12 protein-coding genes are annotated in these 11,579 nt (G+C 65.4%); 5 read left to right on the top strand and 7 right to left on the bottom strand.

The window, feature by feature from the left end:
• Positions 1 to 127 precede the first annotated feature (127 nt).
• Positions 128 to 859, top strand: a complete 732-nt coding sequence (locus ACIGJC_RS07520) for a GntR family transcriptional regulator (RefSeq protein WP_483711371.1) — start codon at positions 128 to 130, stop codon at positions 857 to 859.
• A gap of 161 nt (positions 860 to 1,020) precedes the next feature.
• A complete protein-coding gene (locus ACIGJC_RS07515) occupies positions 1,021 to 1,392 on the top strand; it encodes a hypothetical protein (protein ID WP_483711370.1) in 372 nt (123 codons plus the stop codon).
• Between the two features lie 39 nt (positions 1,393 to 1,431).
• On the opposite strand, the gene ACIGJC_RS07510 is transcribed toward ACIGJC_RS07515, so the two are convergent.
• The 5 genes from ACIGJC_RS07510 to ACIGJC_RS07490 form a co-directional block, all read right to left on the bottom strand.
• The gene (locus ACIGJC_RS07510; protein ID WP_483711369.1) at positions 1,432 to 1,569 is read right to left on the bottom strand and encodes a hypothetical protein; all 138 of its coding nucleotides are present in this window, start codon (positions 1,567 to 1,569) and stop codon (positions 1,432 to 1,434) included.
• Between the two features lie 142 nt (positions 1,570 to 1,711).
• Positions 1,712 to 2,092 (bottom strand): hypothetical protein, encoded by a 381-nt coding sequence (locus ACIGJC_RS07505; RefSeq protein ID WP_483711368.1) that lies wholly within the window; start codon positions 2,090 to 2,092, stop codon positions 1,712 to 1,714.
• 160 nt (positions 2,093 to 2,252) lie between these two features.
• Entirely contained in the window at positions 2,253 to 3,446 is a 1,194-nt protein-coding gene (locus ACIGJC_RS07500) for a M20 aminoacylase family protein (protein WP_483711367.1), read from the bottom strand.
• 24 nt (positions 3,447 to 3,470) lie between these two features.
• Positions 3,471 to 4,790: an MFS transporter gene (locus tag ACIGJC_RS07495; RefSeq protein ID WP_483711366.1), complete on the bottom strand. Its 1,320-nt coding sequence runs from the start codon at positions 4,788 to 4,790 to the stop codon at positions 3,471 to 3,473.
• Between the two features lie 198 nt (positions 4,791 to 4,988).
• Positions 4,989 to 5,906, bottom strand: a complete 918-nt coding sequence (locus ACIGJC_RS07490; RefSeq protein WP_483711365.1) for a LysR substrate-binding domain-containing protein — start codon at positions 5,904 to 5,906, stop codon at positions 4,989 to 4,991.
• 252 nt (positions 5,907 to 6,158) lie between these two features.
• On the opposite strand from ACIGJC_RS07490, the gene ACIGJC_RS07485 reads away from it, so the two are divergent.
• The 3 genes from ACIGJC_RS07485 (at position 6,159) to ACIGJC_RS07475 (ending at position 9,954) form a co-directional block, all read left to right on the top strand.
• The gene (locus ACIGJC_RS07485; RefSeq protein ID WP_483711364.1) at positions 6,159 to 6,683 is read left to right on the top strand and encodes a metal-dependent hydrolase; all 525 of its coding nucleotides are present in this window, start codon (positions 6,159 to 6,161) and stop codon (positions 6,681 to 6,683) included.
• A 250-nt stretch (positions 6,684 to 6,933) separates the two neighbouring features.
• The gene (locus tag ACIGJC_RS07480; protein ID WP_483711363.1) at positions 6,934 to 8,688 is read left to right on the top strand and encodes a tannase/feruloyl esterase family alpha/beta hydrolase; all 1,755 of its coding nucleotides are present in this window, start codon (positions 6,934 to 6,936) and stop codon (positions 8,686 to 8,688) included.
• A 219-nt stretch (positions 8,689 to 8,907) separates the two neighbouring features.
• Entirely contained in the window at positions 8,908 to 9,954 is a 1,047-nt protein-coding gene (locus tag ACIGJC_RS07475; protein WP_483711362.1) for a GGDEF domain-containing protein, read from the top strand.
• Between the two features lie 51 nt (positions 9,955 to 10,005).
• Here the strand turns inward: ACIGJC_RS07475 and ACIGJC_RS07470 are convergent, their stop codons facing one another.
• Both ACIGJC_RS07470 and ACIGJC_RS07465 read right to left on the bottom strand, forming a co-directional pair.
• On the bottom strand, positions 10,006 to 10,152 hold the full coding sequence (locus tag ACIGJC_RS07470; protein WP_483711488.1) for a DUF3096 domain-containing protein: 147 nt from the start codon (positions 10,150 to 10,152) through the stop codon (positions 10,006 to 10,008).
• Between the two features lie 131 nt (positions 10,153 to 10,283).
• Positions 10,284 to 11,411 (bottom strand): porin, encoded by a 1,128-nt coding sequence (locus ACIGJC_RS07465; protein WP_483711361.1) that lies wholly within the window; start codon positions 11,409 to 11,411, stop codon positions 10,284 to 10,286.
• Positions 11,412 to 11,579: the final 168 nt, after the last annotated feature.

Here is an 11,579-nt window from a genome sequence, read left to right as displayed (position 1 = left end):
TGTGGCAAGAGATCGGGTTCGCTAATATGTTCGAACATGTTCAGCATTAAATATGTTCGAACATATTTATGAAATGAGGGTTTACCCCTTAACCGATTCCCATGACAACGGATGTAGTCGGAACCAGATGAGCAAAACCAACTCGGCGGAGATCGCCAGGCAACTTCTTGACGGCATCGTCGGCGGCCAGTTTCCCGTCGGGTCGCTGCTGCCCACGGAGTTCGAGCTATGCGAGCAGTTCAACGCGAGCCGCTACACGATCCGCGCGGTGCTGCAGGAATTGCAGGACCAGGGCCTTGTGTCGCGGCGCAAGAACGTGGGCACCCGGGTGGAGGCGTCGCGGCCCAAGGCGAAATTCCGGCCCACGCTGGCGTCGGTCGACGATCTGGTCCAGTTCGGGGTCGAACATTCGCGCCGGGTGCAATCGGTGGAGATCGTCAGCGTGGCGGGGGAACTCGCGCGCGACATCGGCTGTGCGGAAGGCACGCCGAGGCTGCGGATCTCCAGCATCCGCCTGGACGAAGGGCCTGCCGCCTCGCCGATGGCGTGGACGGACATCTATATCGACCCGGCCTACACGGACATTGGCGAGCTGGTGACCACGTCACCGGAGCTGGTCAGTACGCTGATCGAGTCGCGCTATGGCCGGCAGATCGCCGAGATCGAACAGGACGTGCGCGCCTCGACGCTTGCGGACGCGCGTGTCGTCAAGGCGCTCGGGCTGGAGGAGGGCGCGGCCGTGCTCAAGATCCTGCGCCGCTATCTGGACGCGGCCGGCGAAGCGTTCGAGTTCTCGGTGACGGTGCACCCCGCGGACAGCTTCTCGCTGTCGATGCGGCTAAAGCGCTCGACCGGATAAGCGACGCCACCGCGGCAAGATCGTCGCCCATCGAATTCCGGTCTCACCGCAAAGTCCTATCCTTGAAGGACGAGGGTATTGGACGCATCGCCGGGCCGCGCTCGCGCCACGCGCGAGGCGTCTCGCCAGCGTTGGGGTACAGGCAGCAGGACGGTGGCGAGATGAACCGGGTTCACGCATGGATTGTCGTATGCAGCCTGATGACGGGCTGTGTATCGACGGGCGTCGACGTCATGCCGGAACAACTGGAGAACTTCCTTCCGGGATTTACCACCATCGGCGACGTGACCGGACAACTTGGCGCACCGACATCCCGGGCGGCCTTGAGCAATGGGGCGCTCATACTGGTCTATTCGTTTGCGACCTCAAAGCCTCACGCGGAGAGTTTTATTCCCTTCATCGGCCCGCTGTTCTCGGGCGGCGAGATCCGATCGTCGACCGTCCTGTTCGAGTTCGACCAGGATGGCGTGCTCAGGAGCCAGCGCAGGACGACTTCACTCGGCGCGTCCGGGCTGACCGTATTGCCGCATTAAGGGAGCGCCAGCCAAGGCGCTTCATCCCGGGGACGGATATCACCGGTAACCGTGGCCGTGGCCCCAGTACCCGCGCGAACCATGGTAGCCATCGTAGTAGCCGCCACCGTATGGCACCACGACACAGCCGCCGAGCAGCGTGGAAATGGCAATCAGCAGCGCGACAATGACTTTCATGGCGACTCCACAACGATGACAAAGGCGGAGAGGCCAGGTGGAACCTGCCAGCCACCCGGCACTCTCCCCAAAGCTACCGCTTGCGAACAGCGTTGCGATGACTGCCCTGCAACCGACCTCCCGTTCGCGTGAGCGGAGCGACTTACTGCTTCTTCGTCTTGTCGGTATTGACGCTGGCTGTGGGGTTGGCCGCGTCGGCCGGCGTGCCAGGCTTGGCAGCCTCCGCGTTGTTCTTAGCCTGGTTGCCCTCCTTCTTCGCATCCACCTTTGTCTTGCCCGCTTCGGACTTGGCAGCCCCCATCTTGGCCGACTTGTGGTGGGTACTCTTCGCGGTGGACTTGCTGGCACCGGCCTTTGCACCAGCCTTTGCGTCGCCCGTTGCGTCGGTCTTTTCCTTGACCGCCGTTGCCTGGTCTTTCGTCGCGGCCGCCTGTGGCTGACTCGCGGAAGCTGGCACGCCAGTCTGCGCGAAGACGGTACCGACAAGGGCTGCGGAGGCGAGGGCAGCGAACAGCTTCTTCATGGCGTCAACTCCTGAGGATCGTTTGAGAGCGCGGCACTGCGCCGTGCTTGCCTCCTACAACGGCACGGCGCCGGGCCGCGATGACGCAGAACTCGTGACAATCCGTAAGTATTGAAACAGGCCGAAGCGATTCGCACAGCCCCCGCTCTTGCAAGCCGCGTCAGCACAGGTATTGCTCGGCCAGCGCCACCCAGCATGCCGCGCCGATCGGGATCAGCTTGTCGTTGAAGTCATAGCCATCGTTGTGCAGCGAGCATCCGACCCACGCCTGCCCGGCCATGCCATTGCCCAGCGCAAAGTAGCAGCCGGGCATTTTCTCCAGCATCCAGGCAAAGTCCTCGCTCCCCATCTGCGACGACGGCGGCACGCGGATCACGCGCTCGTTGCCGACCACCGATGCCACCGCGTCACGGGCGATCCCGGCCTCGCGCGTGCTGTTCTGGATCGCGGGGACCATGCGCTCATACTCGAGCTCTGCCTGCACGCCGTACGAGGCCGCCTGGTGCGAGACCACTTCGCGGATGCGGCGCTCCAGCAGTTCGCGCACTTCGGGCCTGGTGGCGCGCACGCTGAGCTTGAGCGTTGCCGTCTCGGGAATGATGTTGTACGTCGTGCCGGCATGCATTTCGCCGACGCTGATGACGGCTGCGTCCACCGGCGCCACGTTGCGCGCGACGATGCCCTGCAAGGCCACCACCGTGGCCGACATGGCGAGCGTCGGATCGACGGCGAGGTTGGGCATGGCACCGTGTCCGCCACGGCCGCGGAAGGTCACGGTGACGCGGTCGGACGAGCCGCCCAGCGGACCTTCCTGCACCACCGCAGCACCCAGCGGCAGCCCGGGCGCATTGTGGAACGCATAGATGCCATCGCAAGGGAAGCGCTCGAACAGCCCGTCGGCCATCATGGCGAGGGCCCCGGTCAGGCCTTCCTCGTCCGGCTGGAAGATCAGGTTCAGCGTGCCCGTGAAGTTGCGCGTCGAAGCGAGGTACTCGGCGGCCGCCAGCAGCGTGGCCGTGTGGCCGTCGTGACCGCAGGCATGCATGCGGCCCGGGATTTCGCTGGCGTAGGGCAGTCCGGTGCGTTCCTGCAGGGGCAGGGCGTCCATGTCGGCGCGCAGGCCGATGCGGCGCGTGCCGTCGCCCACCTTGAGCTGCCCCACCAGGCCGCGGCCGCCAACGGTGTGCACGCTGTAGCCCCACTGCTTCAGCAGGCCGGCCACCAGCTCGGCGGTATGGCCGACGTCCGCGCCCAGTTCCGGACGGGCATGGATGCGCTGGCGGACTTGCGCGAAGCGCTGCGAGGCCGCATGCAGCGCCGCGGGGATGTTCAGGTTCTCGGGCAGTTGGTTCATGGTGTCGTGCGTGGAAGGTTCGCGTCAGTCGCGACCGGGGTGCGAAGGAAACATCGACAGGGCGATCAGGCTGATGGTGCTGGCGCTCATCAGGTACCAGGCGGGCGCCATCGGCGAGCCGGTGGTGGCAATCAGCCAGGTCACCACCAGCGGGGCAAAGCCGCCGAAAACGGTCACGCCCAGGCTGTACATCACCGACATGCCGGTGGCACGGTGTTCGCGCGGGAACGCTTCCATCATCATGGCGGCGCCGGCGCCGCCGCTGATCGACATGATGGTCACGCTCACGCCGATCTGCAGCACCACCGAGACCAGCGTGGCATGCGTGGTCAGCAGCAGGAAGTTCGGATAGCACCAGGCCAGCGACGCCAGGATGGCCGCCACGATCATCGGCTTGCGCGTGGGCAGGCGGTCGGCCAGCTTGCCGAACAGCGGCGACATGACCAGCATGGCCAGCCCGGCCATGCACGCGGCCAGGAAGGCCGTGACCGGCGGCATGTGGATCGACTGGATCAGGTACGTCGGCATGTAGAAGACCGTGATGTACATGCCCGAGGTGCTGCCCGTCATCAGCAGCATGCCCAGCAGCAGCACGCGCCAGTACTTGCGAAAGACGGACTTCAGGTCGGCGTGTTCGGCGCCGCCCGTATGCGTTTCCTTCAGGTTGCGGCGGATGTAGAGGCCGACCGGCGCGATCAGCAGCCCGATCATGAACGGAATGCGCCAGCCCCACGACATCATGGCCTCCGGCGACAATGCCGCGGTGATGGCCGCGCCGGTGAGCGCGCCGGCCAGCGCGGCGCCGCCCTGGGTGGCGCCTTGCCAGCTCACCAGGAAGCAGCGCTTCTGCTTGCCGGCCGATTCCATCAGCAGCGCCGAGGCCGCGCCGATCTCGCCACCAGCCGACAGGCCCTGGAGCAGGCGTCCCATGACCACGATCACGGTCGCGGCAAGCCCGATCGACGCGTGCGTGGGCGCGAAGGCAATCAGCGCAGTGCCGGCCGTCATCAGGCCGATGGTCAGCGTGAGCGCTGCCTTGCGGCCGCGGCGGTCCGCGAAATGCCCGATCAGCACCGCGCCGAGCGGCCGCATCACAAACCCGGCGCCGAAGGTCGCGAACGACAGCATCAGCGACGCCAGCGGGCTGCTGCTCGGGAAGAACAGCCGGCCGATGGTAGCGGCGAAGAAGCTGTAGACGGTGAAGTCATACATCTCCAGGCCATTGCCGATGGCGGCGGCCACCACGGCGCGGCGCGCATGCGAGCGTTCGGCTGCTGGCGCGGCACCTGCAGCGGCGCCGGCCTGAGGCGGAAGGGTGAGTGACGCGGGCTGCGAATCGATCATTGAGTCCTCGCTGGTATGGCGCTGGGGCGTGTAGCCGGAACAGGAGACCGGTGCGCCCGATCCTGTGTGCGTCAGATGGTACGAGGACGGCCGCGTTCGCGGTCCTAGCTTTTGTTCATGGGTATGAGCAATGGCTATGCTCGGGTAATCCCGGAGAAGGGCGCCGTGCGAACGGGCGAAGAGGTTCGTGAGTCGCCGTCAGGCGGCGTGGGCGGCTACGCCGTGCACCTGCTGCAGCCCGTCAAGCAGGCGGCTATGCAGGCGTTCCGCCGCCCGGGTGAGGGTGTGGCGGTCCCGCGTCACGAGCGACACCATGCGGTCCGGCAGCGGCTCGTCGACGGTGATGAAGTCGATGGTCTGCAGGATCAGCGCGTTGCGCAGCGATTCGGCCGAGAGCAGCAGCAGCGCATCGGACTTCCAGCACAGGTCCAGCGCAAGGCTCATCGACGTGCATTCCACCACGCGCTGCGGCAACTCCAGCCCCGCGCTGGCGAACAGCAACGGAAAGGGGGAGTGGAAATCGCTGAGCGGATCCAGCGTGAGCCAGTCGGCCTGCTGAAGCTCGCGCAGCGAGCGCGAGCCGCGCAGCGCATGGCCCTTGCGGGCGCCGATCACGGACGGCACTCGGCACACGGGAGTGCAGTCGAGCCCGCGATCGGCCGGCAGCAGTTGCGACGTCAGCGCGAAATCCATCATGCCCTCGCGTACCTGCTCCAGCAATTGCGCCGGCCGCATTTCCTGGATGCGCAGGCGCGCCCCGGGGAATTCGCGGCGGAAGGTGTCGAGCACGGCAGCCACCGGCCGTATCAGGGCCGTCACCGGCGTGACGCCGAAACTGATTTCGCTGACGACGGCGCCCTTCATGTCCTCGAGGTCGTCGCGCGCGCGGCGCACATTCTCGCTGATCAGCCGCGCATGGCCGACCAGCCGCTGGCCAATTGGCGTCAGGCGGATGCCCTTGCTGGAGCGCACGAAGAGCGTGGCACCGACCGAGGTTTCCAGTTCCTTCATGGCCTTGCTGAGCGCGGGCTGCGTGATGTGCAGCACGCGCGAGGCCTCCTGGATGCTGCCGGCGTCGGCGACCGCGGCGAGCGCGCGGAGCTGGTGAAGTTTCATGGGATGGGCTGCGCAAGGTCGGCTCAGGCGCGAATCGGCCGGTTTCCGGAACGGGTGCCATTGTGTCGTGGATGGAGGCGAGACGGCAATGCTCTCGCGCGCGTCCCGGCCATCGGACGGCGTGTGCTGCGGCACAGCAATGACATCGCCCGAGGCGCCTGCGATCCGGCTCTGGCGGCTCTGGCGTTTTAAGGACATATCTGCCAAGATGCGCGCCCTCACTGATCACCGGCAAAGCAACGCAGTCCTATCATGGCCTCAACAAAAGCACACCACGCCACGGGTTGGGCGACGGCGGTCATCGCCGCCTCCGTCATTGCAAAGTGCGGCGGTGGCGGGTGGGTATGGGAAAGCGCGGCAGGTTTCGTGGCGGCGCTGCTGGGCAGCACCGCGCCGGACTGGCTCGAAGTGGCATGGTGGTCAAGGTCGCGCCGCCTCTGGATTACCCATCGGACCTGGACGCACTGGGGCATCGCGTGGGTCGGCCTGCTGGGGGGGGCCTACCATGCACTGGGAACACACGTCTTGGCGGCGCCGGCATTCGGATTTGCCTGCGGGGGCGTCATGCACCTGCTGGCCGACTGGCCGAATCCACTTGGGGTGCCGTGGATCGCCGGCCGGCATTCCCTCAACTGGTGGAAGAGCGGGCGCTGCGACCTTGTCATCGTCGCGGCGTCCTGGCTGATTGCCCTCGCGATTTCGGATGAAATCTGGCTGCATGGGTTACACAGTCTTGCGCTCGTCCACCAGCTGCGCATCGGGCCGTCCTATTTTTGAGCGCCAGGACGGCTTATTGCCTGCCCCCTATGCAGATTCTTTCAAGCGTTTGAAAAAGATTCATATCGACGCGCGCAGGCGATTTTGAGCCACGTATAACAAGCGCACCACATATGAAAGCCACAGCATATTCCAATCCACATCCGCTCCCGCACCGGCGCTGGCACGTCGATTGCGGAAGGTCTTCCGGGATATCTCGTCCGGCGACACCGCGGGCTTATCCCACCCCTGGAGACACCTGGAGAAGAAAATGTCAAAAGACATTGGATGTAGACGCTTGCCAGCGCCAGTCGGACTGGCCCCACGCCTCATGGCGACTGCCGCTGTACTCGTCTTGAGCGCCTGCGGTGGCGGCGGTGGCGATGATAACCAAGCCAATAATCCTACGCACCCGGTGACCCCGGTGTCGTGCGAGAACATGCCCGGCCAGACCGTTGCATCGAGCAGCATCGGACTGCCCACCAAGGGCGCGACCGTCACTGCCGCGGTCAAGGTGCCGGCCTCCGGCGGCGGCCAGCTTGGCACCGGCGAGTACTGCAAGGTGACCGGCACGATCACCTCGGTCGATCCGACCGCGCCGGCCATCAAGTTCGAAGTCGACATGCCGGCGAGCTGGAACCAGAAGGTCGTCATGTTCGGTGGCGGCGGCTACGACGGCACCATCCCTAACACGGCCGGCAACGTGCCGGCAGGCCCGACTGACCAGCCCACGCCGCTTGCGCGCGGCTATGCCACGTTCGCCAGCGATTCCGGCCACCAGGCCGGCGCACTCGGCAGCCGCGACGGCTCGTTCGGCACCAATGACGAGGCGCTGCGCAACTTCGCCGGCGACGCGCTGAAGAAAACCCGCGACGTCGCGGTGGCGCTGATCAAGCTGCACTACCAGGCCGATGGCCCGAAGAAGGCCTATTTCGCCGGCGGTTCATCCGGCGGCCGCGAAGCGCTGGCAGTGGTGCAGCGCTGGCCTACGGACTGGGATGGCGCGATCGTGCTCTATCCGGCGTGGAATGCCGCAAGCCTGGACCTGCAGTTCGGCCGCATCACGCGCGCGTTCGCCGCGCCGGGTGCTTATCCGAACCAGGCCAAGCGCAAGGTCCTGTATGACGCAGCCATTGCCGCATGCGACAACCTGGACGGTGTCAAGGACGGCCTGATCAGCAATATCGCCGCCTGCAACGCCAGTTTCGACCCGTCGACGGCGATGCTGAACGGCCAGGCTGTGCGTTGCGCCAACGGCGCCGATACCGGCGACACTTGCCTGTCAGACGCGCAGATCAGTGCCTTGAAGGTCTATAACTCGGAAATCGTGTTTGGCTATGCGCTGGGGAGCGGAGAGACAAGATATCCTGGTTTCAACGTCTGGGGCGCTGACCTCGGGCTTGCCGGCACTGCATCGGTACAGCCTACGGTCATCTCGCTGGCCCTCAATACCGACGCCCCGGCCAACCCGATGCCGGCCACCGCGCCGTACATGAGCGTGTTCTGGGACCAGTGGGTGCGCTACTTCGTCACGCGCGACCCGACCTTCAACTCGCTCACGCTCGACCCGCAGAACCCGGGGTCCTGGCAGGACCGCATCAGCCAGCTCACCGCGATCCAGGACGTCAACAAGACCGACTTGTCCGCCTTCAAGAACCATGGCGGCAAGATCCTGATGGCGCACGGGATGTCCGACGCGCTGGTCAGCACGCGCTCGACTGAGGACTATTTCACGCGGGTGCAAAGCACCATGGGCGGCGCGGACAATGTCAGCGCGTTCATGCGCTACTACGAGATCCCCGGCTATGGCCATGCCGTGAGCTCAGTATTCAACGCCTCGTGGGATTCGCTGACTGCGCTGGAGAACTGGGTCGAGAAGAATACGGCACCGTCTTCGCAGGTCGTGACCGACACCGTCGGTGTCCCGGGCCGGACCCGGCCGCTGTGCGAGTATCCGAACTGGCCGAAGTACAGCGGATCCGGCGATGTCAACATGGCCGCGAGCTATACCTGCGCCACCAAGTGATGTGACACGTGAAGGCCAGGGCCGGCCACCGAGGCAGGCCCTGGCCGCCGCCACTTCCGATCCCTGACGCGTCGATGCCGCGTTGCGGGCAAAAGGGCTCCCGGCTTCGCGGCAGCGATCACCGGGTCGAGGGCAGGGGAGGGCCAAGTTTACTTAAGAACTACGCCCGCCCTGCCGTTAGCCAGTCGTGCTCCCAACCTGCAACCGCGAGTGGCCAACATGAACAGCCCGGAATCGTCTCACATCCTTCTTCAGGCAGCATTCCTGCGGCATGAGGAAACCCTGGCACGGAACCAGCACGTTTTCGGAGATGGCGACGGCGCCGTCTACCGGACGCTGCTGGAATCGACCAAGGCCATCCCGTGGAGAATCGACTGGGCCACCATGACGTTCACCTATATCGGCCCGCAGATCGAAGCCTTGCTCGGGTGGGCACCGTCGAGCTGGCAGACCGTGAACGACTGGGCCGAGCGCATGCACCCCGACGACCGCGCCGCCGTGGTCGAATTCTGCGTGGCGCAGTCGCAGAGCGGCACCGACCACGAGGCCGACTACCGCGCGCTGACGCGCGACGGGGGCTACGTCTGGCTGCGCGACGTGGTGCACGTGGTGCGCAACGAGCGCGGCGAGGTCGATGCCCTGGTCGGCTTCATGTTCGACATCAGCGAACGCAAGCGCACCGAGCAGGAACTGGCGCGCCTGCAGAAAGAGCTGGAAGACCTCTCATTTCGCGACAGCCTGACCGGCATTGCCAATCGACGCATGTTCGACCGCACGCTGGAGCGCGAATGGGCCGCAGGCCAGGCGTCGGGCAAGCCGCTGTCGCTGATCCTGGCCGATATTGACTTTTTCAAGTCGTACAACGATTACTACGGCCATCTTCAGGGCGATGCCTGCCTGAAGCGCGTCGCCGGCCTGCTGCAGCAGGCTGCCGGACCGGACGCCTTCGTGGCGCGCTTCGGCGGCGAGGAATTCGTGCTGGTCCTGCCTGATACCGGCGCCGACGCCGCGGTGCTTACCGCGGAGCGTTGCCGCGAGCTGATCGCCGGGCAGGCGATCGCCCACGTCCGCTCGCCGTACAACCAGTGCGTGACGGCAAGCTTTGGCGTGGGCACCGTGGTGCCGACTGACCGCGAAGACACGGCGACATTCGTCAATCTGACCGACGCGCAGCTCTACCATGCCAAGGACAATGGCCGGAATCGCATCGCTGCGGTGGACCGCGCGGGCAGGGGAGGCGAGACGTTCAAGGTGCATTCCCGCTGACGGATTCTCCGTCCGGGGCTGCCACCGTCACTGGCGGGTCACGGCTTGCGCTCAGTGCAGGTGTCCGCCAAACAGTCCCAGCAGTCCGATGACGATCAGGTAGATGGCGACGATGTAGTTGAGCAGTCGCGGCATGATCAGGATCAGGATGCCGGCGATCAGCGAAATGAGAGGCCCGGCGCTGGTGATGACAGTGATGTCTTTCATGATGCTCTCGCTATGAGCTGCCATGACATCAGTCTCGCGTCGTATGGCCGGGGTGGGATATCCGAGGATGTCCTACACGCGGCCAACCCGCGCCGGGCGGACGCGGGCCGTGTCCGTGCCGGTCAGAACGAATGCTTCATTCCGGCACCCACCAGCAGCGTCTTTGCGCCGGGTGCGGTACCTCCGGCAACGATGGTGGTCTTCAGGCCCTCGAGCGAATCGGCGCTACCCACCGAGCCCGCGTCGACATACGCCAGTTGCGTGTACTGCGTGGTGCGCTTGGAGAACGAATAGTCGTTGCTCAGTACCACTGACCGGGTCGAGCTGTTGTGTGCATCGCTCTTGTAGTGGCTGTAGTAGCCGGCGAGGGTGGTCGTGTTGTTGCCGTTCCAGCTGTAGTCGATCCCGGCGCCGGCCGACTGGACCGTGGAGATGCGCGCCCCGCTCGTGGCATTGCTGGCGATATCCATGTAGTTCAGCCTGCCGTGGAAGGCGCCGCCGAATGGCACCGCGATGCCGGCGCTCCAGAGCCGGCTGACGGTCGATCCGCTGGTGCTGTCCTTCATCGCCTGATAGCCGAGGGCGACGGTTGCCGGGCCACTGTAAGTCGCACCGAGCGAGACTTCATTGCCCTTGTTCATGCTGCCGGGCATCTCGCCGAACGAGTAGGCACCGGCCACCCAGACCGGACCGAAGCTGTTCGAGTACTGCACGGCGTTGCCGATGAACACGCCGATGTCGTTGCCGCTGTTGGCACCCGCATTCAACGCGTTGCCGGGAGCCGAGAGCTGGTTGTAGGCCCAGGCGTACAGGTTGGAGAACTGCTCCTTGAAGCCGCGCGCTTCCGTGCCGATGACACCGGTCAGCGCCGGGCTGTACTGGCGTCCCAGCGTGATGGTCCCCCAGTTGCTGATGAGGCCGACGTTTGCCTCGCGGCGGAAAAGCTCCGCGCCAAAGCCAGGTCCGCTCGTCAGCTCGCCGGTATCGCTGCTGAAATGCCCCTGGAGGTTGAAGGCAGCCTTCAGCCCGCTGCCAAGGTCCTCCACGCCCTTCATGCCCCAGATGCTGGGGCTGATGCCGCCCGACCTCAACTCCGTGAGGCTGCCTGTGTTGTTCGCGCTCTTGTTGCGGTACTGAACTCCGGAGTCGACGGTGCCATAAAGCGTCACCGTCGATTGCGCCATGGCCGTGCTCGCGGCACAGGCCATGGCAATTGCGCCGAGGGTTCCCAGCATGTCATTGCGCTGCATGAAGTCTCCTTTTTTTATTGGGACCGGTGAGGTCTCCATTGCCAAGTCAGTGCCAGAAGTTCGATTCGAATGGGGCCTGGCACCGGCCGCGCCTCTGCAAGGTGCGTACCAGGGACGACCCGACGACGGGGCGCTCGTTCCCATGGCATGGGGCCAGCGTCCGGTGTG

Source organism: Cupriavidus sp. C3SS-1, assembly GCF_057073755.1.
The sequence above is the reverse complement of the archived record's forward strand: the minus strand, read 5'-3'. Positions and strand labels throughout refer to the sequence as shown.